Annotated in this window: 26 protein-coding genes, 5 tRNA genes and 1 other RNA gene; 8 read left to right on the top strand and 24 right to left on the bottom strand. The window is 53.9% G+C overall.

Annotation, left to right across the window (positions count from 1 at the left end; all coding sequences use genetic code 11):
* Nucleotides 1–83: 83 nt before the first annotated feature.
* The 5 genes from galE (at nucleotide 84) to gpmA (ending at nucleotide 5,302) form a co-directional block, all read left to right on the top strand.
* On the top strand, nucleotides 84–1,100 hold the full coding sequence (gene galE / locus BN2591_RS11700) for a UDP-glucose 4-epimerase GalE (RefSeq protein ID WP_086871628.1): 1,017 nt from the start codon (nucleotides 84–86) through the stop codon (nucleotides 1,098–1,100).
* Nucleotides 1,101–1,110: 10 nt separating this feature from the next.
* Nucleotides 1,111–2,157: a galactose-1-phosphate uridylyltransferase gene (gene galT / locus BN2591_RS11695; RefSeq protein ID WP_086871626.1), complete on the top strand. Its 1,047-nt coding sequence runs from the start codon at nucleotides 1,111–1,113 to the stop codon at nucleotides 2,155–2,157.
* Between the two features lie 2 nt (nucleotides 2,158–2,159).
* Nucleotides 2,160–3,308 (top strand): galactokinase, encoded by a 1,149-nt coding sequence (gene galK / locus BN2591_RS11690; RefSeq protein WP_086871624.1) that lies wholly within the window; start codon nucleotides 2,160–2,162, stop codon nucleotides 3,306–3,308.
* On the top strand, nucleotides 3,302–4,342 hold the full coding sequence (gene galM / locus BN2591_RS11685) for a galactose-1-epimerase (RefSeq protein ID WP_086871622.1): 1,041 nt from the start codon (nucleotides 3,302–3,304) through the stop codon (nucleotides 4,340–4,342). The genes galK and galM overlap by 7 nt, the downstream gene beginning before the upstream one ends.
* Nucleotides 4,343–4,549: 207 nt before the next feature.
* Nucleotides 4,550–5,302, top strand: a complete 753-nt coding sequence (gene gpmA / locus BN2591_RS11680; protein WP_020457072.1) for a 2,3-diphosphoglycerate-dependent phosphoglycerate mutase — start codon at nucleotides 4,550–4,552, stop codon at nucleotides 5,300–5,302.
* A gap of 56 nt (nucleotides 5,303–5,358) precedes the next feature.
* Here gpmA and aroG read toward each other — a convergent pair whose 3' ends face one another.
* Nucleotides 5,359–6,411, bottom strand: a complete 1,053-nt coding sequence (gene aroG / locus BN2591_RS11675) for a 3-deoxy-7-phosphoheptulonate synthase AroG (protein WP_086871620.1) — start codon at nucleotides 6,409–6,411, stop codon at nucleotides 5,359–5,361.
* Between the two features lie 318 nt (nucleotides 6,412–6,729).
* Here aroG and BN2591_RS11670 point away from each other — a divergent pair, with 318 nt between their 5' ends.
* Nucleotides 6,730–7,104 (top strand): protein YbgS, encoded by a 375-nt coding sequence (locus BN2591_RS11670; RefSeq protein WP_086871618.1) that lies wholly within the window; start codon nucleotides 6,730–6,732, stop codon nucleotides 7,102–7,104.
* A 127-nt stretch (nucleotides 7,105–7,231) separates the two neighbouring features.
* Nucleotides 7,232–8,164 carry a CDF family zinc transporter ZitB gene (gene zitB / locus BN2591_RS11665; protein WP_086871616.1) on the top strand — a complete coding sequence of 311 codons (933 nt, stop codon included), beginning with the start codon at nucleotides 7,232–7,234 and terminating at the stop codon, nucleotides 8,162–8,164.
* Here zitB and pnuC read toward each other — a convergent pair.
* From pnuC to BN2591_RS11565, 20 genes are all read right to left on the bottom strand, one after another.
* Nucleotides 8,161–8,880 carry a nicotinamide riboside transporter PnuC gene (gene pnuC, locus BN2591_RS11660; protein ID WP_086871614.1) on the bottom strand — a complete coding sequence of 240 codons (720 nt, stop codon included), beginning with the start codon at nucleotides 8,878–8,880 and terminating at the stop codon, nucleotides 8,161–8,163. The two genes, zitB and pnuC, sit on opposite strands and share 4 nt — an antisense overlap.
* Before the next feature lie 38 nt (nucleotides 8,881–8,918).
* The gene (gene nadA, locus BN2591_RS11655) at nucleotides 8,919–9,962 is read right to left on the bottom strand and encodes a quinolinate synthase NadA (protein ID WP_086872137.1); all 1,044 of its coding nucleotides are present in this window, start codon (nucleotides 9,960–9,962) and stop codon (nucleotides 8,919–8,921) included.
* A gap of 177 nt (nucleotides 9,963–10,139) precedes the next feature.
* Nucleotides 10,140–10,262, bottom strand: a non-coding RNA gene (locus tag BN2591_RS11650) — RtT sRNA.
* Between the two features lie 33 nt (nucleotides 10,263–10,295).
* Nucleotides 10,296–10,371: transfer RNA gene (locus tag BN2591_RS11645), tRNA-Lys, on the bottom strand.
* Nucleotides 10,372–10,420: 49 nt separating this feature from the next.
* Nucleotides 10,421–10,496, bottom strand: a tRNA-Lys gene (locus BN2591_RS11640).
* Between the two features lie 136 nt (nucleotides 10,497–10,632).
* Nucleotides 10,633–10,708: transfer RNA gene (locus BN2591_RS11635), tRNA-Lys, on the bottom strand.
* Nucleotides 10,709–10,711: 3 nt separating this feature from the next.
* Nucleotides 10,712–10,787 (bottom strand) — tRNA-Val (locus tag BN2591_RS11630).
* 125 nt (nucleotides 10,788–10,912) lie between these two features.
* Nucleotides 10,913–10,988: transfer RNA gene (locus BN2591_RS11625), tRNA-Lys, on the bottom strand.
* 164 nt (nucleotides 10,989–11,152) lie between these two features.
* Nucleotides 11,153–11,959, bottom strand: a complete 807-nt coding sequence (cpoB, locus tag BN2591_RS11620; protein WP_086871611.1) for a cell division protein CpoB — start codon at nucleotides 11,957–11,959, stop codon at nucleotides 11,153–11,155.
* Nucleotides 11,960–11,968: 9 nt separating this feature from the next.
* On the bottom strand, nucleotides 11,969–12,481 hold the full coding sequence (pal, locus tag BN2591_RS11615) for a peptidoglycan-associated lipoprotein Pal (RefSeq protein WP_017455955.1): 513 nt from the start codon (nucleotides 12,479–12,481) through the stop codon (nucleotides 11,969–11,971).
* Nucleotides 12,482–12,514: 33 nt separating this feature from the next.
* Nucleotides 12,515–13,807, bottom strand: a complete 1,293-nt coding sequence (gene tolB / locus BN2591_RS11610) for a Tol-Pal system beta propeller repeat protein TolB (RefSeq protein ID WP_086871609.1) — start codon at nucleotides 13,805–13,807, stop codon at nucleotides 12,515–12,517.
* A gap of 132 nt (nucleotides 13,808–13,939) precedes the next feature.
* The gene (gene tolA / locus BN2591_RS11605; RefSeq protein WP_086871607.1) at nucleotides 13,940–15,232 is read right to left on the bottom strand and encodes a cell envelope integrity protein TolA; all 1,293 of its coding nucleotides are present in this window, start codon (nucleotides 15,230–15,232) and stop codon (nucleotides 13,940–13,942) included.
* A gap of 39 nt (nucleotides 15,233–15,271) precedes the next feature.
* A complete protein-coding gene (gene tolR / locus BN2591_RS11600) occupies nucleotides 15,272–15,700 on the bottom strand; it encodes a colicin uptake protein TolR (protein ID WP_017455952.1) in 429 nt (142 codons plus the stop codon).
* Nucleotides 15,701–15,703: 3 nt separating this feature from the next.
* A complete protein-coding gene (gene tolQ / locus BN2591_RS11595) occupies nucleotides 15,704–16,396 on the bottom strand; it encodes a Tol-Pal system protein TolQ (protein WP_017455951.1) in 693 nt (230 codons plus the stop codon).
* Nucleotides 16,393–16,797 (bottom strand): tol-pal system-associated acyl-CoA thioesterase, encoded by a 405-nt coding sequence (ybgC, locus tag BN2591_RS11590; protein WP_017455950.1) that lies wholly within the window; start codon nucleotides 16,795–16,797, stop codon nucleotides 16,393–16,395. The genes tolQ and ybgC overlap by 4 nt, the downstream gene beginning before the upstream one ends.
* A 148-nt stretch (nucleotides 16,798–16,945) precedes the next feature.
* A complete protein-coding gene (ybgE, locus tag BN2591_RS11585) occupies nucleotides 16,946–17,239 on the bottom strand; it encodes a cyd operon protein YbgE (protein ID WP_086871605.1) in 294 nt (97 codons plus the stop codon).
* Nucleotides 17,239–17,352, bottom strand: coding sequence for a cytochrome bd-I oxidase subunit CydX (gene cydX, locus BN2591_RS11580; protein ID WP_004100325.1), 114 nt, complete (start codon nucleotides 17,350–17,352; stop codon nucleotides 17,239–17,241). Before cydX ends, ybgE begins: the two co-directional genes overlap by 1 nt.
* 14 nt (nucleotides 17,353–17,366) lie before the next feature.
* The gene (gene cydB, locus BN2591_RS11575; protein WP_086871603.1) at nucleotides 17,367–18,506 is read right to left on the bottom strand and encodes a cytochrome d ubiquinol oxidase subunit II; all 1,140 of its coding nucleotides are present in this window, start codon (nucleotides 18,504–18,506) and stop codon (nucleotides 17,367–17,369) included.
* Between the two features lie 15 nt (nucleotides 18,507–18,521).
* Nucleotides 18,522–20,090 (bottom strand): cytochrome ubiquinol oxidase subunit I, encoded by a 1,569-nt coding sequence (cydA, locus tag BN2591_RS11570; RefSeq protein WP_086871601.1) that lies wholly within the window; start codon nucleotides 20,088–20,090, stop codon nucleotides 18,522–18,524.
* A gap of 650 nt (nucleotides 20,091–20,740) precedes the next feature.
* The gene (locus BN2591_RS11565; RefSeq protein ID WP_086871599.1) at nucleotides 20,741–21,937 is read right to left on the bottom strand and encodes an MFS transporter; all 1,197 of its coding nucleotides are present in this window, start codon (nucleotides 21,935–21,937) and stop codon (nucleotides 20,741–20,743) included.
* 89 nt (nucleotides 21,938–22,026) lie between these two features.
* On the opposite strand from BN2591_RS11565, the gene BN2591_RS11560 reads away from it, so the two are divergent.
* Nucleotides 22,027–22,464, top strand: a complete 438-nt coding sequence (locus BN2591_RS11560) for a winged helix-turn-helix transcriptional regulator (protein WP_086871597.1) — start codon at nucleotides 22,027–22,029, stop codon at nucleotides 22,462–22,464.
* 73 nt (nucleotides 22,465–22,537) lie between these two features.
* Here BN2591_RS11560 and sucD read toward each other — a convergent pair whose 3' ends face one another.
* From sucD to odhB, 3 genes are all read right to left on the bottom strand, one after another.
* Nucleotides 22,538–23,407 carry a succinate--CoA ligase subunit alpha gene (gene sucD / locus BN2591_RS11555; protein ID WP_039054823.1) on the bottom strand — a complete coding sequence of 290 codons (870 nt, stop codon included), beginning with the start codon at nucleotides 23,405–23,407 and terminating at the stop codon, nucleotides 22,538–22,540.
* Complete coding sequence (gene sucC / locus BN2591_RS11550; protein WP_017455943.1) at nucleotides 23,407–24,573, bottom strand: ADP-forming succinate--CoA ligase subunit beta; 1,167 nt, start codon at nucleotides 24,571–24,573, stop codon at nucleotides 23,407–23,409. Before sucC ends, sucD begins: the two co-directional genes overlap by 1 nt.
* A 103-nt stretch (nucleotides 24,574–24,676) precedes the next feature.
* Nucleotides 24,677–25,897, bottom strand: a complete 1,221-nt coding sequence (gene odhB, locus BN2591_RS11545) for a 2-oxoglutarate dehydrogenase complex dihydrolipoyllysine-residue succinyltransferase (protein ID WP_020457054.1) — start codon at nucleotides 25,895–25,897, stop codon at nucleotides 24,677–24,679.
* Between the last annotated feature and the right edge of the window lie 8 nt (nucleotides 25,898–25,905).

The raw sequence follows: 25,905 nt of genomic DNA, 5'->3' as shown, positions 1-25,905 counted from the left end.
TCCACTAATTTATCCCATGTCACAGTTTTCACCTCTCTGTTATGCTAAGGTTTGTTCATATCAAATGCTTTATGGAGGGAAATATGCGAGTTCTGGTTACAGGTGGTAGCGGTTACATTGGAAGTCATACCTGCGTACAACTGTTGCAAAACGGCCACGACGTTATCATTCTCGACAATCTCTGTAACAGTAAGCGCAGCGTGCTTAATGAGATCGAACGCTTTGGCGGAAAAGCCGCGCTGTTCGTCGAAGGCGACATTCGTGATGAAGCGCTGCTCGCAGAGATCCTGCACGATCACGCCATTGAAGCGGTAATTCACTTCGCCGGGCTGAAAGCCGTTGGCGAATCCGTGGCGAAACCGCTGGAGTATTACGACAACAACGTCAACGGCACGCTGCGCCTGATTAACGCCATGCGCGCCGCGAATGTTAAAAACTTCATTTTCAGCTCCTCCGCCACCGTTTACGGCGACCAGCCAAAAATTCCTTACGTGGAAAGCTTCCCGACCGGCACGCCGCAAAGCCCCTACGGCAAAAGCAAACTGATGGTGGAGCAGATCCTCACCGACCTGCAAAAAGCACAGCCGGAGTGGAGCATTGCGCTGCTGCGCTACTTCAACCCGGTTGGCGCACATCCATCAGGCGATATGGGCGAAGATCCGCAGGGCATCCCGAACAACCTGATGCCATATATCGCCCAGGTTGCGGTTGGCCGCCGCGATTCACTGGCGATCTTTGGCAGTGATTACCCGACACCAGATGGCACCGGCGTGCGTGATTACATCCACGTCATGGATCTGGCTGATGGCCATGTGGCCGCCATGCAACAACTGGCCGGCAAACCGGGCGTGCATATTTATAACCTCGGCGCGGGCGTCGGCAGCAGCGTGCTGGATGTGGTGAACGCCTTCAGTAAAGCCTGTGGCAAACCGGTGGCCTGGCACTATGCGCCGCGTCGCGATGGCGATCTCCCGGCTTACTGGGCCGATGCCAGCAAAGCGGCTAAAGAGCTGAACTGGCGCGTAACCCGTACGCTTGACGAAATGGCAGAAGATACCTGGCGCTGGCAGTCTCGCCACCCGCAGGGCTATCCCGACTAAAGGAGTGGTAATGACGCAATTTAATCCGGTCGATCACCCGCATCGCCGTTACAACCCGCTGACCGGCCAGTGGATCCTGGTTTCTCCGCACCGCGCAAAACGCCCCTGGCAAGGGGCGCAAGAGACGCCTGCGAAACAAACCCTGCCGGCGCACGATCCGGACTGTTTCCTCTGCCCGGGCAATACCCGCGTAACCGGGGATAAAAACCCTGATTACACCAGCACTTATGTGTTCACCAACGACTTCGCCGCGTTGATGACCGACACGCCGGACGCGCCGGTGAGCGACGATCCGCTAATGCGCAGCCAGAGTGCGCGCGGCACCAGCCGGGTTATCTGTTTTTCACCGGATCACAGCAAAACGCTGCCGGAACTGAGCGTGGATGCGCTGGAATCAGTAGTAAAAACCTGGCAACAGCAAACTGCTGAGCTGGGCCAGCAGTACCCCTGGGTACAGGTATTTGAAAACAAAGGTGCGGCGATGGGGTGTTCCAACCCGCACCCGCACGGGCAAGTCTGGGCCAACAGTTTCCTGCCGAATGAAGTGGATCGTGAAGATCGCCTGCAACGCGACTATTTCGCCCGGTATCACTCCCCGATGTTGCTGGACTACGCAAAGCGCGAGCTTAACGATGGCAGCCGTACCGTGGTGGAAACCGAGCACTGGCTGGCGGTGGTTCCTTACTGGGCGGCGTGGCCGTTTGAAACCTTGCTGCTGCCGAAAGCGCATGTGCAGCGCATCACTGATTTAAGCGATGAACAGCGCCGCGATTTAGCGCTGGCATTGAAAAAACTGACCAGCCGTTACGACAACCTGTTCCAGTGCTCGTTCCCCTACTCGATGGGCTGGCACGGCGCACCTTTTAACGGCGAAGAGAATGATCACTGGCAACTGCACGCACATTTCTACCCGCCGCTGCTGCGCTCCGCCACGGTGCGTAAATTTATGGTCGGCTATGAAATGCTGGCCGAAACCCAGCGTGACCTGACGGCAGAACAAGCCGCCGAACGCCTGCGCGCGGTCAGTGATATCCATTTTCGCGAATCCGGAGAATAACAATGAGTCTGAAAGAGAACACACAATCCCTGTTTGCTGAAAAATTCGGCTACCCTGCCACCCACACAATCCAGGCACCTGGCCGCGTGAACCTGATTGGCGAACACACCGACTATAACGATGGTTTTGTTCTGCCGTGCGCTATTGATTACCAGACGGTGATCAGTTGCGCACCGCGTACTGACCGCATCGTTCGGGTCATCGCTGCCGATTATGACAACCAGAGCGATGAGTTCTCGCTGGATGCGCCAATTGTGACCCACGACAGCCAACAGTGGTCGAACTACGTGCGCGGCGTGGTGAAACATTTGCAAAAACGCGATGCCAGTTTTGGCGGCGCGGATCTGGTCATCCGCGGTAATGTGCCGCAGGGCGCGGGCTTGAGTTCGTCTGCCTCGCTGGAAGTGGCAGTCGGTACGGTGTTCCAGCAGCTTTATCATCTGCCGCTGGATGGCGCGCAAATTGCCCTCAATGGTCAGGAAGCGGAAAACCAGTTTGTCGGCTGTAACTGCGGCATCATGGATCAGCTTATCTCGGCGCTGGGCAAAAAAGGCAGCGCGCTGCTGATCGATTGCCGATCGCTTGGCACCAAAGCGGTGTCGATGCCGGAAGGCGTGGCGATCATCATCATTAACAGTAACTTTAAACGCACCCTGGTGGGCAGCGAGTACAACACGCGCCGCGAGCAGTGTGAAACCGGTGCGCGCTTCTTCCAGCAAAAAGCGCTGCGCGATGTCAGCATTGATCAGTTCAATGCCGTGGCCCATGAGCTTGATCCGCTGGTCGCCAAACGCGTGCGCCACGTGCTGACCGAAAACGCCCGTACCGTGGAAGCCGCGGCTGCGCTGGAGAAAGGCGATCTGCAACGCATGGGCGTGCTAATGGCAGAATCCCACGCGTCGATGCGTGATGATTTTGAAATCACTGTGCCGCAAATCGATACGCTGGTTGAGATTGTCAAAGCGACCATTGGTGACCAGGGCGGCGCGCGCATGACCGGCGGCGGCTTCGGCGGCTGCGTGGTCGCACTGGTGCCGGAAACGCTGGTACCGGCGGTGAAACAGGCAGTAGAAAGCCAGTACGAAGCCAAAACCGGTATCAAAGAAACCTTCTATGTTTGCAAACCTTCACAGGGAGCAGGACAGTGCTAAACGAAGCTTCTGCAGCAGCCCCGGACGGGCTGCCCTTTCGTCTGATCACCCTGCGCAATAGCGCCGGGATGGTGGTGACATTAATGGACTGGGGCGCGACGCTGTTATCCGCGCGCGTACCGCTAAAGGATGGTTCCGTGCGTGAAGCGCTGCTGGGCTGCGCCACACCGGAACACTACCTGCAACAGACCGCGTATCTGGGCGCGTCGGTAGGCCGTTACGCCAACCGTATCGCCAAAAGTCGTTTCACGCTGGATGGTCACACCTATACGTTGACGCCAAGCCAGGGTGAAAACCAGTTGCATGGCGGCCCGGATGGGTTCGATAAGCGGCGCTGGTTGATAGAACGGCAAAATGATAACGAAGTGGTCTTTGTCCTGAATTCAGCGGATGGCGACCAGGGCTTCCCTGGAAACGTTCATGCCCGGGCGCATTTCCGCCTCGGTGATGATAACCGGCTCGCCATTGAGTACCGTGCAACCACCGACAAACCGTGCCCGGTCAACCTGACTAACCACGCTTATTTCAACCTTGATGGTGAGCAGTCGGATGTTCGCAACCACACGTTGCAACTGCTGGCGGATGCTTATCTGCCGGTCGATAAGATGGGCATTCCGACCGACGGGTTAAAAAACGTTGAGCAGACCAGTTTTGATTTCCGCACCCCGAAAACCGTGGCGCAGGATTTTCTGGCTGAAGAAGACCAGCGCGTGGTGAAAGGTTACGACCATGCGTTTTTATTGCAGGCAAAAGGCGATGTCAGCCAGCCCGCCGCGCAGTTGTGGTCAGCGGACAAACAGCTGCAAATGACGGTATATACCAGCGCGCCTGCACTTCAGTTCTATTCCGGTAATTATCTGGAAGGCACGCCAGCGCGCGGCGGCAAACCTTATCAGGCATGGCAGGGTCTGGCGCTGGAGAGCGAGTTTTTGCCCGACAGCCCGAACCGCCCGGATTTCCCGCAGCCGGACTGCTTCTTACTGCCTGGCGACGTTTATGTCAGCCTGACGGAATACCACTTTATTGCGCAGTAATCCCCCCGCCCTCCTTCCGGAGGGCTTTTTTTACCCGTTTTGCTGAAATATGCGCCACTTATCGACAAAACCATAACCCCTGATTCACAAGCACCTTACACTCAGCGGCTATTTTCGCTATGGTTATGGGTAACCGTTGCCGGGAGCACCTTCACGGCAATATAATGAGAATTGTTATCATTCAATCAGGCTCACAGGAGTAAGTGTATGGCTGTTACTAAGCTGGTTCTGGTTCGTCATGGCGAAAGCCAGTGGAACAACGAAAACCGCTTCACCGGTTGGTACGATGTTGATCTGTCCGAAAAAGGCGTTGGCGAAGCAAAAGCGGCAGGCAAACTGCTGAAAGAGGAAGGCTACACCTTCGATTTTGCTTATACCTCTGTGCTGAAACGTGCCATCCATACGCTGTGGAACGTGCTGGACGAGCTGGATCAGGCGTGGTTGCCGGTAGAAAAAAGCTGGAAACTCAACGAACGTCACTACGGTGCGTTGCAGGGTCTGAACAAAGCTGAAACCGCAGAAAAATACGGTGACGAGCAGGTTAAACAGTGGCGTCGCGGCTTTGCTGTTACACCGCCGGCGCTGACCAAAGATGACGAACGTTACCCGGGCCACGATCCGCGTTACGCAAAACTGACCGATGCCGAGCTGCCGCAGACCGAAAGCCTGGCGCTGACCATCGATCGCGTCATTCCTTACTGGAACGACACCATTCTGCCGCGCCTGAAAAGCGGTGAGCGCGTGATCATCGCCGCGCACGGTAACTCCCTGCGCGCGCTGGTGAAATACCTCGATAACATGAGCGAAGAAGAGATCCTTGAACTGAACATCCCGACTGGCGTACCGCTGGTATATGAGTTCGACGAAAACTTCAAACCGCTGAAACATTACTATCTGGGTAACGCGGACGAGATCGCCGCGAAAGCTGCTGCGGTAGCAAACCAGGGTAAAGCGAAGTAAGTTTTCGCCCATAAAAAAAGCGTGGAGCAGTCCACGCTTTTTTATTTGTACAACCGTTAACTGCGTCGCGCTTTCACTGCCGCCGCAAGCTGGCGCAAAAGCGTTTCAGTGTCATCCCAGCCGATGCAGGCGTCGGTAACGCTTTTACCGTACACCAGCGGTTCACCGCTCTCGAGGCTCTGATTACCTTCCACCAGATGGCTTTCAATCATCACACCGATAATGGCTTTTTCACCCCCGGCGATCTGCTGACACACATCCGCACCCACTTCCATCTGTTTCTTGAACTGTTTGCTGGAATTGGCATGGCTGAAGTCGATCATCACCTGCGGCTCCAGGCCAGCTTTCTGCAGACCCACTTTTACTTCCGCGACATGTTTCGCGCTGTAGTTCGGCTCTTTACCGCCGCGCAGGATAATATGGCAATCACCGTTACCGGCGGTGTTCACAATGGCGGAGTGACCCCATTTGGTGACGGACAAGAAGCAGTGCGGCGCGCCTGCGGCATTAATGGCGTCAATCGCGACTTTGATGGTGCCATCGGTGCCATTTTTGAATCCCACCGGGCAGGAGAGACCGGAAGCCAGCTCACGATGCACCTGCGATTCCGTTGTGCGCGCGCCAATCGCGCCCCAGCTCATCAAATCGGCCATATATTGCGGGGTGATCATATCAAGGAACTCTCCCGCCGCCGGTAAACCGCTGTCGTTGATTTCCAGCAGCAACTTACGCGCAATACGTAAACCATCGTTAATCTGGAAGCTGTTATCCATATGCGGATCGTTAATCAGCCCTTTCCAGCCCACGGTGGTACGCGGTTTTTCGAAGTAAACGCGCATAACGATTTCCAGATCGTCTTTTAACGCTTCACGCAAAGCCAGCAGACGCGAAGCGTACTCTTTCGCCGCCGCAGGATCGTGAATCGAACACGGTCCGATAACCACCAGCAAGCGATCATCATTTCCGCGCAGGATCTTATGAATCGCTTTGCGGGCATGAGATACCGTGTTGGCGGCGGTTTCAGTGGCGGGGAATTTTTCAAGGAGTGCTACAGGAGGTAATAACTCGTTGATCTCTTTAATACGTAAATCGTCGTTCTGATAATTCATGTTCGTTCCAGTCTGGCCATACTTTTTTTGATGAATGCAATCTTTCCAATCTATCTCGTCGGCGGCAAAGTGTAAACGCGATTTTACACTTCGGCCGGATAATTCCTGGAATGCGGCCAAATCGCGTTAAAAAGTAGCGAGTGGAGATATCAGCGCTACACTTTTTAACTGTTAACACTTCTATTTTTCATTTTATCGCTATTCCATGCTGCCATATCGCACATGAATGGTATCTTTAACCACTGAGCGTGATAATTCGTTCGCGCTGCTTTTACCGGCCCCGGCGGCGGTGAAAACGACCGGAACAGGAGCATCATGATGAAAATGAATAAATTAGCGACACTTTTACTGACGACGACGCTGACTTTCGCAGGTGGCGCAGCCTACGCGGCCGACACAGCATCTTCCAACGACAGTAACGGTGATGCCAATGCCGCAGCAGCGGCTGGCCAGCCGGCACCGGACGCAAAACAGAATGTTGCGCCAAACAATGTGGATAACAGCCAGATCAACAGCGGCAGCATGAATACCAACTCGACCACTCAGCACAGCTCAAAGCATATGAGCAAAGATGAGGTGCATAAAAACACCATGTGTAAAGACGGTCGCTGCCCGGATGTGAACAAAAAGGTTGAAACCGAAAGCGGTAACAACCATAGCGTCGATAAGAAAACCGATGGCACAACCCAGTAAAATCCGGTGCATTAACCATCAGGGAGAGCTTCGGCTCTCCTTACTTTTTTCTCTCCGAACTCCCCCGCAAACTGAAAAATCTGTAATGATGTAAGGCGTTAAAATAATTACAAGGAACGACCCGCCTATGGCGCATTCACACTCGCACACTCCCGCAGATGCCAACGCCCGCCGCCTGCTGCTGGCGTTTATTGTTACCGCCGTTTTTATGGTCATCGAAGTGGTCGGCGGCCTGGTTTCCGGCTCTCTGGCGCTGCTTGCCGATGCCGGCCATATGCTGACAGACGCCGCCGCGCTGCTTTTCGCGTTATTAGCGGTCTATTTTGCCCGCCAGCCGCCCAGCGCTCGCCGGACGTTTGGCTGGCTGCGTCTGACTACGCTTGCAGCATTTATCAATGCACTGGCGCTGGTGCTGATTACCGTGTGGATTGTCTGGGAAGCGATTCAGCGTTTCACCCATCCGCAGCCCGTTGCAGGCTTCACCATGATGCTGATTGCGATAGCCGGGCTTGTGGCTAACGTGCTGGCCTTCTGGTTACTGCATCGGGGTAGTGAAGAGAAGAACCTAAATGTCCGCGCCGCCGCGTTGCATGTGCTGGGTGACTTACTCGGTTCTGTGGGTGCCATCGCTGCGGCGCTGGTGATTTTGTTCACCGGCTGGACCCCAATTGACCCGATACTCTCGGTGCTGGTTTCCGCGCTGGTATTACGTAGCGCCTGGCGGCTAATGAAAGAGAGCATTAACGAGCTGCTGGAGGGGGCGCCGGGCTCGATGGATATTGGCGCGTTGCAGCGACATCTGCGACGCGCTATCCCGGAGGTGCGTGATGTTCACCATGTGCATGTCTGGCTGGTCGGCGAAAAACCGCTTATGACGCTGCATGTGCAGGTGATCCCACCGCGCGACCATGACAAGCTGCTGAGTGAGATCCACCACTTTTTAGCACATCATTACGAAATTGAGCATGCGACGGTGCAGATGGAATACCAGCCCTGTAGCGGGCCAGACTGCCATCTGGGTGAGACACAGCCTGACCACCACCATTCACACTCGCATTAATGCGAAAGCGCGTGAGAGCCCCGCTCACGCGCGCTGTTAATCCACATCCTGCTGCCGTTAAGCGCGATAAAGGTCAGGATCAGATACTCCAGCGACATCGCCCAGACGCCCTGCAGTGCGAAGATCGCCACACTTATCACGTTAATCACCACCCACAGTAACCAGTTCTCAACATATTTGCGCGTCATCAGGATCATCGCCACGATGGAGAGCACCATCATGCTGGAGTCCCAGAACGGGAACGCATCAGGCTGTAACTGCGGCATGACCACGTTCAGCCCCAACGCTTGCATGACGGCAACGGCGATTTTCGTCAGAAAGGCAAAGACCGGATCGATAAAGAAGGTCATCAAGCCAATCGCGACCACACATACCGCCAGCCAGCTCATCGCTTTGGGTAACGGCAACCAGCGGATTTGTAATTCGGCTTCATTCTGCGAGGTTTGCCGCGACCAGGCATACCAGCCGTAAATGTTGGCGGCAAAGAAAAACAGCTGCAGCAATAAGCTGGCATACAGTTGGATCTGGAAGAAAATAATCGCAAACAGCGTCACGTTGATCAGACCAAACGCATAATTACTGATCTTCTCAAGGCTGGCGAGCCAGATGCACAATAAGCCTGCCAGTGTGCCTGTGGCTTCAATCCATGAAAGATCGTACCCACCGGTGCCAATCGGGATATGCACCAGGATGTTCTGTGTACTAAAAAAATCCATTCTTTCCCCACAGCGTATTGCTACGCATTGATTATTCACTAAGAACGTAGTGTAGCCGCAAAATCGAGCATACGGTTAAGCGGCAGCAGTGCGCCTTCACGCAGCGCGGCATCAACGTGGATTTCATGCTCCGAGCCACCGTTTTCCAGGCTGTCAGCGATCGCTTTCAGACCGTTCATCGCCATCCAAGGGCAGTGCGCGCAGCTGCGGCACGTTGCTCCCTCACCTGCGGTAGGCGCTTCCAGCAACTCTTTTTCCGGCACGGCCTGCTGCATTTTATAAAAGATACCGCGGTCGGTCGCGACGATAAGTTGCTTATTCGGCAGTGTTTTTGCGGCTGCGATAAGCTGGCTGGTTGAGCCGACAGCATCGGCCAGATTCACGACTGACTGCGGCGATTCAGGATGCACCAGGATGGCAGCATCAGGATAGAGCGCTTTCATGCGCGTCAGCGCCTGCGTTTTGAATTCATCATGCACGATGCACGCGCCCTGCCAGCACAGCACATCCGCGCCGGTCTGTTTTTGTACATAGTTACCGAGATGGCGATCCGGCGCCCAGATAATTTTCTCGCCAAGGCTGTCGAGATGCTCAATTAACTCTACCGCGATGCTTGAGGTCACAACCCAGTCGGCACGCGCTTTCACGGCCGCAGAAGTATTGGCGTAAACCACCACGGTGCGATCCGGGTGCGCGTCACAAAAGGCGCTGAACTCCTCGATCGGGCAACCGAGATCAAGCGAGCATTCCGCATGCAATGTCGGCATCAGGATGGTTTTTTCCGGGCTGAGGATTTTGGCCGTTTCCCCCATAAAACGTACGCCTGCTACCAGCAGCGTTGAGGCGGAATGTCTGGCACCAAAACGCGCCATCTCCAGCGAATCAGAGATACAACCGCCCGTCTCTTCCGCCAGTTGCTGAATTTCCGGGTCGGTATAGTAGTGCGCAACCATCACCGCATCTCGCTCTTTGAGCAAGCGCTTGATTTTCTCGCGGTAAAACTGCTTCTCATGCAGGTTTAGCGGTGTGGGTTTGGGCGGGAACGGATAGATTGCGGTTTCAGGATCAAACATTACGCTCATCATGCTTACTCGTTTTGCTTGCTTAACTTAATTACCAGAACAACGCAAATGCGTGACGTCATTAGCGCACTGGTGTTTTATATACTAAACAAGATAGCTGATTGGACAAAAAATGTCGTGGGGAATTTGTGTGGAATAGCAGAAAGCAAAAAAGCGCCGCCAGCGCCATTTTTACATTGGTGGGTCGTGCAGGATGACTCGCTTCGCTCACCCTTCGGGCCGTCGCCGCAAGCGGCTCCGTTGTCTCACTGCGTTCGACCCGAACCTGCTGCAGGTTCGAATCTTTAAATAGGGCAGATAGCAAAAAAGCGCCTTTAGGGCGCTTTTTTACATTGGTGGGTCGTGCAGGATTCGAACCTGCGACCAATTGATTAAAAGTCAACTGCTCTACCAACTGAGCTAACGACCCCTTTCAGGATTGTACTTCGAAGTTAACCGGCGCCAATGTGATGTTAAATTGGTGGGTCGTGCAGGATTCGAACCTGCGACCAATTGATTAAAAGTCAACTGCTCTACCAACTGAGCTAACGACCCATACGGGTAGCGACTTCGAAGATAATTTTATTGTGACCACATTAAGTGGTTGATCGTGCTGGATGGCTCGCTTTTAGCCGAATGCTGCTGACGCAACGTTATCCTTCACGTTTAACACCATCGCAGGATGTTAAATTGGTGGGTCGTGCAGGATTCGAACCTGCGACCAATTGATTAAAAGTCAACTGCTCTACCAACTGAGCTAACGACCCGAGTGGTGGGTGATGACGGGATCGAACCGCCGACCCCCTCCTTGTAAGGGAGGTGCTCTCCCAGCTGAGCTAATCACCCGATACTGCGCTGGATACTGCTTTACGTGGTGGGTCGTGCAGGATGACTCAGTTTTACCTCGCCCTACGGGCCGTTGCTGCGCAACGTTATCCTTCACGTTTAACATCTCCACCCGGATGTTAAATTGGTGGGTCGTGCAGGATTCGAACCTGCGACCAATTGATTAAAAGTCAACTGCTCTACCAACTGAGCTAACGACCCACTTTTGCGTTGCTTCTGGTCTGTGCGATATCCCCTGGCAACGGCGGCATATATTACTGATTTAAGAATTCAGCGCAACAACAATTTCGATGAATATCACTTAACTGCTTATGATTCATGCGACAAGACCAGAAAAAGTTCGATTTCTGGTCATGTGCTATGCATTACATCGAACCAAGACGTTTTTGCGCTTGTTTCGCGCCATCGGTACCAGGGTATTTACTGACCACCTGCTGGTAGACTGCTTTCGCTTTTGCTGTATCTCCTTTGTCTTGCATAATCACACCGACCTTGTACATAGCGTCTGGCGCTTTAGGCGACTTCGGGAAATTTTTCACCACCGAGGCGAAGTAATAAGCAGCGTCGTCTTTTTTACCCTTGTTGTAATTCAACTGACCGAGCCAGTAGTTGGCATTCGGTATGTAGGTTGAATCAGGATACTTTTTGACGAAATTCTGGAATGCGGCGATCGCTTCATCCTGGTGGGATTTATCCTGCACCAGCGCAACCGCAGCATTGTAATCGGTATTGGCATCACCGCTTTGTACCGGCGCGCCAGTGTTTGCCGCCCCTGCGTTAGCACCAGAATCCGCTGCCGGAGCCTGCGTTGCCGCACCGCTTTGATCGCCGGACGCCTGCTGCGTCTGCCCCGCCGCGCCGCCACTGCTCAGATTGCCTATCTGCTGCAAAATTTGCTGTTGACGTTCAACCACCTGGTTCAGTTGATATTGATTTTCCTGGATTTGCCCACGAAGCGTATCAATATCGGCCTGATTATCGGAGAGTTGTTGCTGGAGTTGAGTTAAAAGCTGGCTGTGAGCATTGGAAATACGCTCGAGTTGAGTGACGCGGTCTTCGACCGAGCCTGAGCCGACACTACTGATTGGCGCCTGAGCATTAGCGGCCCATGGGGCCGCTATGCCAACCAGTAACGACAGACTCAACAGATGATGTCTGAAGTTACTGCTCATGCAATTCTCTTAGTAAACCAGTACGGCGCGACGGTTTTTAGCGTAAGCCGCTTCGTCGTGACCCAGTACTGCAGGTTTTTCTTTACCGTAAGAAACGATGGAGATCTGGTCAGCGGAAACGCCTTTACCCTGCAGGTACATTTTAACGGCGTTAGCACGACGTTCGCCCAGGGAGATGTTGTATTCCGGAGTACCACGTTCGTCAGCGTGACCTTCAACGGTAACTTTGTAGGACGGGTTGCTACGCAGGAAGTTAGCGTGAGCATCCAGCATCGCTGCGAAGTCAGAACGGATGTCATACTTGTCCAGATCGAAGTAAACAATGTTGTTCTGCTGCAGCTGTTGCATTTGCAGACGCGCTTGTTCTTCGGAGGACATGTTGCCGCTACCGTTCATGCCAGTGCCAGCACCCATCATGCCTTCGCCGCTCTGGTCGCTTGCATTCTTGTGAGAAGAACATGCAGCGATCGCCATTACAGGCAGAGCCAGCATCAGGCCTTTCAGCACTTTGTTCAGTTGCATTTCTTTGATTCCTTTATAATCAATTATTTATTATTACAGATACGGAGACCAGGCAGGGAATTTAACCTGTCCATCAGTCGCCGGAATACGCGCTTTGAAACGCCCATCTGTAGAAACCAGATTCAGCACGGATCCCATCCCCTGAGAAGAGCTGTAGATTACCATTGTGCCGTTAGGTGCCAGACTTGGCGTTTCATCCAGGAACGTCGACGTCAGAACCTGTACGCCACCCGCTTCCAGATCTTGTTTAGCGATGTGCTGCTGACCACCGTCAGAGCTAACCATCACCATAAATTTGCCGTCGCTGCTGATATCCGCGTCCTGGTTCTGTGAACCCTGCCAGGAGATACGCTGTGCTGCGCCGCCATTAATCCCTACTTTATAAACCTGTGGACGCCCGGCCTGGTCAGAAGTGAAAGCCAGGGTCTGGCTATCCGGGAACCAGGTCGGCTCCGTATTGTTGCTGCGACCATCGGTAACCTGGCGGATCTGGCCTGAGCCGATGTCCATAACGTAAATGTTCAGACTACCGGTTTTCGACAGTGCGAATGCCAGTTTAGAACCATCCGGCGAGAACGCCGGTGCGCCGTTGTGACGCGGGAACGAAGCAACCTGGCGAACACTGCCGTTAGCCAGTGTCTGGATAACCAGTGCAGAACGGCCGCTTTCAAAGGTAACGTATGCCAGTTTGGAGCCATCTGGTGACCATGCCGGAGACATCAGCGGCTGCGGAGATTTATGCACCAGGAACTGGTTGTAGCCATCGTAGTCGGAAACGCGCAGTTCATATGGGAACTGGCTGTTAGCCGTCTGCACAACATAAGCGATACGGGTACGGAACGCGCCTTTAATGCCGGTCAGTTTCTGGAATACTTCGTCACTGGCGGCGTGAGCGGCATAACGCAGCCACTGTTTATTCACTTTAAAGGAGTTTTGCGCCAGTACGGTTCCCGGTGCGCCACCGGTATCCACCAGTTGGTAAGCGACATTGTAGCTGCCGTCAGGATTCGGGGTCACCTGGCCGACAACCACTGCGTCAATGCCCAACGCTGACCACGCAGCTGGCTGCACTTCCTGAGCGCTGCCAGGCTGCTGCGGCAGACGGGAACGATCAAGTGGATTGAATTTGCCGCTGTTACGCAGATCCGCAGCAACGATGCCGCCAGCATCCTCAGGCGCAGCGCCAGGGCCAGCCCACTGGAAAGGCACGACGCCAATCGGGCGTGCCGAGTCCACCCCCTGGGTGATCTCGATACGTACTTCTGCGTGCAGCACAGCTGCCCACAGCATCAGAAAACCAAATGCAACACGTAATGCCTGCTTCATCATATCTCCCTTATCCGGGCGGAAAACCCGCGATAATTTAGCAGAATTTTAACAAACTCAATAAGACAAAACTACACGCGTCAGGACACCCTCTGCACGATCTCCCCCGCAGTTTGCGAGGGAAAGTGTACCTTAAGGTTTAAAGTCCAGCGGCGCATTTTTGAACACTTCATATACGGCCTGGCTTGGCGGTTTCGGCATTTTTGCCTGTCGGGCTGCAGCAAGCGCAGCCTGGCAAAGCGCCGGATCGCCACCTTCGGACTGAATATCTAACAGCATACCGTCTGGCGCCAGTTTGACACGTAACGTACAGGTTTTCCCCGCATAGGAGGAGGCGTCATAGAAGCGGCTTTCTATAGCCGATTTAATCTGCCCTGCATAGTTATTAATGTCAGCACCAGACGCGCCATTGTTCTTAGTGTTACCAGAACCAGCAGGAGCTGCATTATTCCCTTTCGCTCCACCACCCGTTTTCGGTGCATTCTTACCGGAGCTTAAATCGCCAAACAGATCGTCAACGCCAGCTGCATCCGCTTTCTCTGCTGCGGCTTTCTTGGCTGCTGCGGCCTTCTCTGCGGCCGCTTTTTTGTCGGCTGCCGCTTTTGCCGCTGCAGCTTTTTTCTCTGCGGCCGCTTTTTCAGCCGCTGCTTTCTCGGCAGCAGCTTTTTCAGCGGCGGCCTTCTCGGCAGCAGCTTTTTCAGCGGCGGCCTTCTCGGCTGCTGCGGCTTTCTCGGCTGCCGCTTTTTCGGCGGCGGCTTGTTTGGCGGCTTCAGCCTGCGCTTTCTTCGCGGCTTCGGCTTCGGCTTTTTTCTTCGCATCGGCAGCCGCTTTCGCCGCTTCCGCTTCGGCTTTTTTCTGTGCGTCTGCAGCAGCTTTCGCGGCTTCGGCTTCCGCTTTCTTCTTCGCGTCGGCGGCGGCTTTCTTCGCAGCCTCTTCAGCCGCTTTTGCCTGTGCGTCCGCTTTTGCTTTCGCATCGGCCGCTGCTTTTGCGGCGGCTTCTTCAGCTTGTTTCTGCTGCTGTTGCGCCTGTTTTGCCGCCTCTTCCGCTTTTTTCTGCTGCTCGGCCTGTTCTCGCGCCGCTTCCTGCGCCTGCAAACGTTCCTGCTCAAGTTGTTTCAGGCGTTCCTGCTCTGCAGCCTGCTTCTCTCGCAACTCTTCTGCTTGCTGCTGCGCCTGTTTTTCACGCTGCTCTTTAGCGCGTTGCGCGCTGGCTTGCTGCTGCTGTTGGCGATTGTAATTTTCCACCACAGCACCCGGATCGACCATCACCGCATCAATCGCAGAGCCACCGCCACCGCCTGAAGAAGCATCTATATGCTCATCAAACGAGCTCCAGATCAGCAGCGCTACAAGGATTACGTGCAGCACTGCTGAAATGATTATTGCTCGCTTAAGCTTGTCGTTTTGTACGGTTGCCTTTGACACTCTCGGTTCCCAAAAACTGTCCGCCTGTTAAGCCGGTGATCAGATAGGCTGTGTCATCAAGCCGACTGATTTCACACCCGCGCTATGTAACAGGTTCAGCGCTTTAATGATTTCATCGTACGGCACATCTTTCGCCCCGCCGATTAAGAACACGGTTTTCGGATTGGATTGCAGGCGACGCTGCGCCTCCGCAATCACCTGCTCCGGCGGCAGTTGATCCATACGATCTTTTTCCACCACCACGCTGTACTGTCCGACACCGGAAACCTCAATAATGACCGGAGGATCGTCATTGGTGCTGACGGTTTGCGACTGTGTCGCATCCGGCAGATCAACCTCTACGCTTTGCGTAATGATCGGTGCCGTCGCCATAAAAATCAGCAGCAGCACCAACAACACGTCCAGCAACGGAACGATGTTGATTTCAGACTTGAGGTCACGACGGCCCCGTCCACGCGATCTGGCCATGGCTTACTCCTTGTTGCTGTCGCTGCTGGCAAATGCCTGGCGATGCAGAATAGCCGTGAACTCTTCCATAAAGTTGTCGTAATTCAGTTCCAGTTTGTTCACGCGCTGGTTCAGTCGGTTGTAAGCCATAACCGCTGGAATAGCAGCGAACAGACCGATTGCTGTTGCGATCAACGCTTCGGCGATACCTGGCGCAACCATTTGCAACGTCGCCTGCTTCACCGCGCCCAGCGCGATAAAGGCATGCATGATCCCCCAGACCGTACCGAACAGGCCGATATATGGGCTGATAGACCCCACGGTACCGAGGAAAGGAATATGGTTTTCCAGCGTTTCCAGTTCGCGGTTCATCGAAATACGCATCGCTCTTGATGCCCCTTCGACAATCGCTTCTGGCGCGTGGCTATTGGCACGGTGCAGGCGGGCAAACTCTTTGAAACCGCTATAAAAGATTTGTTCCGAACCGCTTAAATTATCACGGCGTCCCTGGCTTTCCTGATACAAACGAGAGAGTTCGATGCCGGACCAAAACTTGTCTTCAAAGGCTTCCGCTTCGCGTCCTGCTGCGTTGAGGATGCGCGTTCTCTGGATGATGATTGCCCAGGATGCGATAGAAAAACCAATCAAAATCAACATGATAAGTTTGACCAGAAGGCTAGCCTTCAGGAACAAATCAAGGATGTTCATGTCAGTCACTGCTTAAACTCCGCGACAATAGACTTGGGAAGCGCACGAGGCTTCATTAAGAGTGGATCAACACAGACAATCAGCACTTCAGCTTCATTCAGCACTTTATTCTCTGCATTGACAATCCGCTGCGAGAAAACCATCGAGGTTCCGCGCATTGATGTAACTTCCGTTTGGACTTCGAGCATGTCGTCGAGTCTGGCGGGTGCAAAATACTCCAGCGTCATTTTGCGTACCACGAATGCAACGCGCTCAGCCAACAAAACTTGTTGGCTAAAGTGATGGTGGCGCAGCATCTCAGTGCGGGCTCTTTCATAAAAAGCAACGTAGCTGGCGTGGTAAACCATGCCACCGGCATCGGTATCTTCGTAATAGACCCGAACCGGCCATCGAAACAGCGTTGTATTCACTTTACATCCCGGTAATGCAAAAAAAGTTAGAGCTTTTAAACTTCGCTACTATACGCGCGGGCAAGATGCTTTGGAATGGGTTGAGGTAAACGGAGAGTAAAAATTTATGGGCTTTTGCAAGCCCATGAGGATAGCGGATATTTCTTATTCAAAAGAAGAAAAAAACAAGCCCCGCAAGCATTACCAGAAAAGCGACTGGCGGGCAGAAAAAACCCTGCCAGTGAAGCGCGCGCGGGCGAAAGCCAACACCGTGAACCACGCCGGCGCACACCGCCCACATTAATAGCAACCCGTGCCAAATCTCCAGCTCGCTGGTTTTGGCCGCGAAACGGGAGGGATCCCAGAAGATACAGCCCGCCAGCAGTAATGCCATTATTAAGGAAAGGGCCCTTAACGGGCCCTTGTCCATTACCGCATACAGTTTTGCGATAATTTTTTCCATCAGTGTTCTTCTTTCCCGGCTTTAGTCGCTTCCACATGTTCCAGCGCCAGCGCGGTAATCACTCCGAAAGCACAGGCAAGAAGCGTTCCTAAAATCCATGCAAAATACCACATATTCTGCTCCTTACTTAGTACATAGAGTGGGTATTGCTTTCAATGTGCTCTTTGGTAATACGACCGAACATTTTCCAGTAACACCAGATGGTGTAGAGCAGGACAATCGGTACAAAAACCAGCGCCACATAAGTCATCAGGTTCAGCGTCAGCTGAGTCGATGTCGCATCCCACATGGTCAGGCTTGCTTTCAGCATGGTGCTTGACGGCATGATGAACGGGAACATCGCGATACCAGCAGTCAGGATGATGCATGCCAGCGTCAGTGAAGAGAACACGAACGCCCAGCCGGCTTTATCCAGACGCGCCGTCAGCACGGTCAGCAGTGGCAACACCACGCCCAGCGCCGGCACCAGCCACAGCACAGGCATGTTGTTGAAGTTAGTCAGCCAGGCTCCCGCCTGTACCGCCACTTCTTTGCTCAACGGGTTAGATGCGGCATGATGATCGATGGCGGAAGTCACCACGTAACCGTCGATACCATAAACCACCCACACACCCGCCAGTGCGAAGCACACCAGCGTGACCAGCGCAGCAATTTGCACTGTGGCACGCGCGCGCAAATGCAGTTCGCCGACCGTACGCATTTGCAGATAAGTCGCGCCCTGAGTCAGGATCATCGCCACGCTCACCACGCCAGCCAACAGACCAAACGGGTTCAGCAACTGGAAGAAGTTACCGGTGTAGAACAGGCGCATATCGTTATCGAGATGGAACGGCACGCCCTGCAGCAGGTTGCCGAATGCCACACCGATCACCAACGGCGGAACAAAGCTGCCGATGAAGATGCCCCAGTCCCACATGCCGCGCCAGCGCATATCTTCAATCTTCGAGCGGTAGTCAAAACCCACCGGACGGAAGAACAGTGAAGCCAGCACCAGGATCATCGCGACATAAAAACCGGAGAACGCGGCAGCGTAAACCATCGGCCAGGCGGCAAACAGCGCGCCACCGGCGGTGATCAGCCAAACCTGGTTACCGTCCCAGTGCGGCGCGATGGCGTTAATCATCACGCGGCGTTCGGTGTCGCTACGACCCAGCACGCGAGTCAGCATACCCACGCCCATGTCGAAGCCGTCGGTGACCGCAAAACCAATCAGCAGAATGCCAACCAGCAGCCACCAGATAAAACGTAATATTTCATAATCAATCATTTGACGACTCCTGTCTTAGCGTGCCGGCTGAGAAGCCACAGTGGACTGCTCGTAGTGATAGCGACCTGTTTTCAGACTGCTCGGCCCAAGGCGAGCAAATTTGAACATCAGGAACACTTCCGCCACCATAAACAGCGTATAAAGGCCGCAAATCAGAATCATGGAGAACAGCAGATCGCCAACAGTCAGCGATGAGTTCGCAACCGTGGTCGGCAACACTTCACCAATCGCCCACGGTTGACGGCCGTACTCAGCGACGAACCAACCCGATTCAATGGCAATCCACGGCAGCGGAATACCATAAAGCGCAGCGCGCAGCAGCCATTTTTTCTCACCGATGCGGTTACGAATCACGGTCCAGAAAGAGGCACCAATGATCAGCAGCATCAGCACACCACAAGCCACCATCAGACGGAAAGCGAAGTACAGAGGCGCCACGCGCGGAATAGAATCTTTGGTCGCTTGTTGGATCTGCGCTTCTGTCGCGTCTGCCACATTCGGCGTATAGCGTTTCAGCAGCAGGCCATAACCAAGATCTTTCTTGATGTTATTGAACTGGTCACGAATGGCCTGATCGGTAGAACCTGCGCGCAGTTGCTCCAGCAACTGATACGCTTTCATACCGTTACGGATGCGCTCTTCGTGCTGCACCATCAGATCTTTAAGACCGATAACCGGCGTATCAACAGAACGGGTGGCGATGATGCCCAGCGCGTACGGGATCTGGATAGCAAATTTATTCTCTTGCTTATCCTGGTCCGGCACGCCAAACAGGGTAAACGCCGCCGGTGCAGGCTGGGTTTCCCATTCGGCTTCAATCGCAGCCAGTTTGGTTTTTTGCACATCGCCCATTTCGTAGCCGGATTCATCACCCAGCACAATAACAGACAGCACTGCGGCCATACCGAAGCTGGCAGCGATAGCAAAAGAGCGTTTAGCAAAAGCGATGTCGCGCCCGCGCAGCAGGTAGTAAGAGCTGATGCCAAGGATAAAGATCGCGCCACAGGTGTAACCAGACGCCACAGTGTGAACGAATTTCACCTGTGCAACCGGGTTAAGCACCAGCTCAGCGAAGCTGACCATCTCCATGCGCATGGTTTCAAAGTTGAAATCAGAGGCAATCGGGTTTTGCATCCAGCCGTTTGCGACCAGAATCCACAGTGCGGACAAGTTGGAGCCAAGCGCGACCAGCCAGGTCACCGCCATGTGCTGTACTTTGCCCAGACGATCCCAACCGAAGAAAAACAGACCGACAAACGTAGACTCGAGGAAGAAAGCCATCAGACCTTCAATGGCCAGCGGCGCACCGAAGATATCCCCTACATAGTGGGAATAGTAAGACCAGTTAGTCCCGAACTGGAACTCCATAGTCAGACCGGTAGCCACGCCCAGTGCGAAGTTGATACCAAACAACTTGCCCCAGAACTTGGTCATATCTTTATAAATCTGTTTGCCGGAGAGGACGTAGACCGTTTCCATAATTGCCAGCAGGAACGCCATACCGAGCGTCAGTGGCACAAACAGAAAGTGGTACATCGCGGTCAAGGCAAACTGTAAGCGCGACAGTTCGACTATATCTAACATTATGACTCCTTGCTCATCGCATGAAGACTCCGAGAGTAAACCCCGTTAGCGAAGGTTCACACGCATGCCCCAATACAAAATTGCTGCACTGTTTTATTCACATCACATAAAGCGTGACAATGAATGAAAAAAGTTACAACCAGGTTAATAAAAAACTCGAATTGATCTCTCGAATATATTACTCCGTAAAACCCTTACAATAAAAAGGTTTTTATTGAGCTAGTTTTACGTTTTTCGACAGTGATCAATTTATAGCGAATTTACCACTTTTGCACCAATTTGATCGGCGACAATTTAACGATTTTCAGCATGTTTTCCAAGCTTTTAAATATTGATTTAAATCAATTTTATCCATCATTGTTAATTTTGTAGTCGGTGTATAATCACAGTAAAAACATTGTTAACAACATGTTCATTTTAACGCCATCCATGGTTATCAATCGGCAGGTAAAGATAAATAATGACGACTTTATTTAACGTTTATCATTCATGTAAAAAATGAGACAACCGTGGCATCTTTAGGTGGGCATAAAATTAGCGCTGATGATTATCTTGTTTATTTTACAATTATTTCACCTTCACGATTATCATACTTAACACCGCGCAGTGATTATTCTTTATATTTCCTGGCGCACTAATACCCTTTTATTTTATAGGACTTTACTGACAAGCATCCAACGTCGGGTTGCAGCCCAGACGATAAGCGCCAGCAAAGTCACTGTTGCGCCAAGCAAGCAAACCCCTTGCCAGCCGAAAACAGCATAAACCGCCGTCGTTGCCATGGCGCCCAACCCACTGCCGAGGGCATAAAACAGCATATACAACGCCACCAGTCTGCCGTGCTGAGATGCGTCGGCACGCAAAATCAGGCTCTGATTGGTAACATGCAGCGCCTGGCCGCCGAGATCGAGTAAAACAATGCCGAGGATAAACAGCACCAGAGAGTGTTGTAGCTGTGACAGCGGCCACCAGGCCAGAAGTAACAAGAGGAGCGCCAGCACACTTGTGCGCTGCGCATTGCCGCGGTCCGCTTCGCGCCCGGCCTTTGCCGCTACCAGCGCACCCGCAACGCCCGCCAGGGCAAACAAACCAATTACCGTACGGGAGAAATCAAACGGTGCCGCGCTTAACGGCAGCACCATTGCGCTCCAGAAAATATTAAACGCGGCAAACATCAACAACGCCAACACACCACGGATTTGTAAAACGCGATCCGTGCGTAACAGCCCCAGCATTGAGGCCATCAAACGCAACCCACTGACCGGAATCATCGCGCTGCGCATAACGGGTAACCGTCGCCAGAGCAGCAGCAATAACACCAGCATCAGCGACGCCGAGACGCCATAAACTGCGCGCCAGCCCGCTAAATCGCTAATAACCCCGGCAAAAACCCGCGCTAACAGCAGGCCGATAAAGACGCCGCCTTGCGCCGCACCCACTACCCTGCCCCGCTCTTGTTCGTTAGCAATGCTGGCCGCGCTGGCAATCAACCCTTGTGTCATGGCTGTGCCCAGCAACCCTGTCGCCAACATGCCGAAGAGCAACACCGTTGCCGATAGCGCCAGCGCGACAATGGCAAGCGCAACCACCAGCCCCAGCAACTGCAGCAACAATAACCGGCGCCGCTCAACAAGATCGCCCAGTGGCACCAACACCAGTAAGGCCAGTGCCGATCCCACTTGTGTTGCCGTCACCACGCCACCGACAGCCGCCTGGCTGATGGCAAAGCTCTGCGCCAGTGCATCCAGCAACGGCTGCGCGTAATAGACATTCGCCACACATAAACCGCTGGCGACCGCAAACAGTGCGATTAAAGCGCGCGGTGTCGCCTGTATATTTTTATTCATAGCAGCAACCTGGTTGCAAAACGAAACTGGTTGAAGCGTAGATAATCCAGTTTTAAAATGCAACCAGAATCCTTAACCGGAGATTCACCATGCCACTGAATACTCAACCTTGCCCCGTCGCGCGTTCTGTCGATTTGATTGGCAATCGCTGGGCACTCCTTATCGTGCGTGATGCTTTTGACGGCACGCGGCGGTTTGGCGATTTTCAGCGTGGTCTTGGCGTGGCGCGTAACATTCTTACCGACAGGCTACGCAAACTTGTGGAAGCGGGTATCTTCAGCACCCAGCCAGCATCCGATGGCACGGCGTATCAGGAGTATGTGCTGACAAAAAGAGGCGAGTCGTTGTTTCCGGTGGTCGTGGCGCTACGCCAGTGGGGAGAACAGCATCTTTTCGCGCCGAATGAGCCCCATTCCGTGTTGATTGATAGTCAAAGCGGCGAAGCCATTGCACCAATGCAACCACAAGCGGCAGACGGGCGTGTTCTTAGTGCGGCAAATACGCAGGTACGTAAACTGCAGCCATAAAAAAGGCCGCTACGGGAGCGGCCAACCATGTCGAAAGGATACTTGCTCCCCTACATGGAGGAGCAATGAGGTTTTATTTGATAACAGATTTCAGCGCTTCGCCGATGTCGGCCAGGCTGCGCACGGTTTTCACACCCGCCGCTTCCAGAGCAGCGAATTTCTCATCCGCTGTCCCTTTACCACCGGCAATGATGGCACCTGCGTGGCCCATACGTTTGCCTTTCGGCGCAGTCACACCCGCGATATATCCCACAACCGGCTTGGTCACGTGATCTTTGATATACGCCGCTGCTTCTTCTTCCGCGCTACCGCCGATTTCACCGATCATCACAATCGCTTCGGTCTGCGGATCTTCCTGGAACAGTTTCAGGATATCGATAAAGTTAGAACCCGGGATCGGGTCACCGCCGATGCCCACACAGGTGGACTGGCCGAAACCATAATCCGTGGTCTGTTTAACCGCTTCATAGGTCAACGTACCGGAACGGGAAACAATACCGACTTTACCAGGCTGATGAATGTGGCCAGGCATGATACCGATTTTGCACTCGCCTGGGGTGATAACACCCGGGCAGTTCGGGCCAATCATACGCACGCCAGCTTCGTCCAGCTTCACTTTCACCGTCAGCATATCCAGCGTCGGAATACCTTCAGTAATGGTGATAATCAGTTTAATGCCCGCGTCAATGGCTTCGAGGATCGAGTCTTTGCAAAACGGTGCCGGAACATAGATAACGCTCGCGGTCGCGCCCGTCGCTTCTACGGCTTCACGCACGGTGTTAAACACCGGCAGACCAAGGTGCGTGGTGCCGCCTTTGCCCGGCGTCACGCCGCCGACCATCTGCGTACCATAGGCAATTGCCTGCTCGGAGTGGAAAGTCCCCTGGCTTCCGGTGAAGCCCTGGCAGATAACTTTGGTGTTCTTATCAATCAAAACAGACATTATTTCCCCTCCACTGCGGCAACAACCTGCTGCGCTGCATCCGTCAGACTTTTCGCTGCGATAATATTCAGGCCGCTGTCCGCCAGGCGTTTCGCGCCCAGTTCAGCATTGTTACCTTCCAGACGCACTACCACCGGTACGTTAACACCCACTTCTTCTACCGCGCCGATGATACCGTCAGCGATCAGGTCGCAACGCACGATACCGCCGAAGATGTTAACCAGCACCGCTTTCACGTTCTCATCCGACAGGATGATTTTGAACGCTTCGGTCACGCGCTCTTTAGTTGCGCCGCCGCCCACATCGAGGAAGTTCGCCGGTTCGCCACCGTGCAGTTTTACGATGTCCATGGTGCCCATCGCCAGACCTGCGCCGTTGACCATACAACCGATGTTGCCGTCCAGCGCAACATAGTTCAGCTCCCAGTGAGCCGCCTGCGCTTCGCGCGGGTCTTCCTGAGACTGGTCGCGCATTTCGCGCAGTTCCGGCTGGCGGAACAATGCGTTGCCGTCAGCGCCCAGTTTGCCGTCGAGGCAGATCAGATCGCCCTGTTTGGTGATAACCAGCGGGTTGATTTCAATCAGCGCCAGATCGCGCTCAAGGAAAATGGTTGCCAGACCCATGAAAATCTTGGTGAATTGCTGAACCTGCTTGCCTTCCAGACCCAGTTTGAACGCCAGATCGCGCCCCTGATACGGCATCGGGCCGGTCAGCGGATCGATGGTGGTTTTGTGGATCAGGTGCGGGGTCTCTTCCGCCACTTTTTCGATTTCCACGCCACCTTCGGTGGAGGCCATGAACACGACACGGCGAGAGCTACGGTCAACCACCGCGCCCAGGTACAGCTCTTTGTCGATATCGGTCGCCGCTTCAACCAGAATCTGGTTTACCGGCTGGCCATTCGCGTCTGTTTGGTAGGTCACCAGGCGTTTGCCCAGCCAGTTTTCCGCGAAGGCGCGAATATCTTCTTTGCTGTTGACGACTTTTACGCCGCCCGCTTTACCACGGCCGCCTGCATGGACCTGGCATTTTACCACCCACGGGCCTGCGCCGATCTTGGATGCCGCTTCTTCTGCTTCACGCGGGGTAGTACAGGCGTAACCAACCGGAGTCGGCAGACCTGACCGGGCAAACAGTTGTTTCGCCTGATACTCGTGTAAGTTCATGTGTTCTATCCATCCTTCATTTAATTTGTCACGCCGGATGACGGCCTACAAAGCAGGTGTTCGTTATAGTGGCCCGGCAGCGGACGCCGCCGGGCTAAGGACACTAGACGTCCAGCAGCAAGCGAGTCGGATCTTCCAGCAGCTCTTTGATGGCTACCAGGAAACCAACGGATTCGCGACCGTCAATCAGACGGTGATCGTAAGAGAGCGCCAGGTACATCATCGGCAGGATCTCGACCTTGCCATCCACCGCCATCGGGCGATCTTTAATGGCATGCATACCGAGGATCGCACTCTGCGGCGGGTTGATGATCGGTGTCGACATCAGCGAACCGAACACACCGCCATTGGTGATGGTGAAGTTACCGCCGGTCAGATCGTCAACGGTCAGTTTGCCGTCACGGCCTTTCACAGCCAGCTCTTTGATTTTCTTCTCGATGTCCGCCATGCCCAGCGTATCAACATCACGCAGTACCGGTGTTACCAGACCACGCGGCGTAGAAACCGCCATGCTGACATCGAAATAGTTGTGGTAAACCACGTCATCACCATCGATGGACGCGTTCACTTCCGGGTAGCGTTTCAGCGCTTCAACCACGGCTTTCACATAGAAAGACATAAAGCCCAGGCGGATACCGTGACGTTTTTCAAAGGCGTCACCGTACTGCTTACGCAGATCCATAATCGGCTTCATGTTGACTTCGTTGAACGTCGTCAGCATGGCGGTGGAATTTTTCGCTTCCAGCAGGCGCTCGGCTACGCGTTTACGCAGACGGGTCATCGGCACACGTTTTTCGGTGCGGCCAGCCAGCGGTGCCACCGGGGCGCTCGCCGGAGCAGCAGCCGGTTTTTCCTCTTTCGCCGGCGCTTTGGCCAGATGTTTCTCAACATCTTCACGCGTGATACGACCACCAACGCCAGTGCCTTTGATAGCGCTGGCTTCGAGGTTGTGCTCAGCCAGCAGGCGACGGATCGCCGGGCTCAGGGCGTCATTGTTTTGCTCTTCCAGCGAGGCCTGCTGGCGCTGTGCCGGCGTGGACTCTTTCTCTTCAGATTTGGCGCTGCTCTCTTTACCAGAGCTGTTGCCCTCTTTCAGGCGACCCAGGATCTGACGGGAAGTCACAGTGGTGCCTTCATCTTCCAGCACCGCGTCCAGAATACCGTCTGCCGACGCCGGTACTTCCAGTACCACTTTGTCAGTTTCGATTTCGACCAACACTTCGTCGCGTCGTACGCTATCGCCTGGTTTTTTGTGCCAGGTCGCAACGGTCGCGTCAGCAACGGACTCGGGCAGATCGGGAACAAGAATATCTACGCTACTCATTATTTATC

Origin of the sequence: Kosakonia pseudosacchari (genome assembly GCF_900184035.1) — a bacterium.
Lineage (GTDB): Bacteria > Pseudomonadota > Gammaproteobacteria > Enterobacterales > Enterobacteriaceae > Kosakonia > Kosakonia pseudosacchari.
This window is presented reverse-complemented; position numbering and strand designations above follow the sequence as displayed.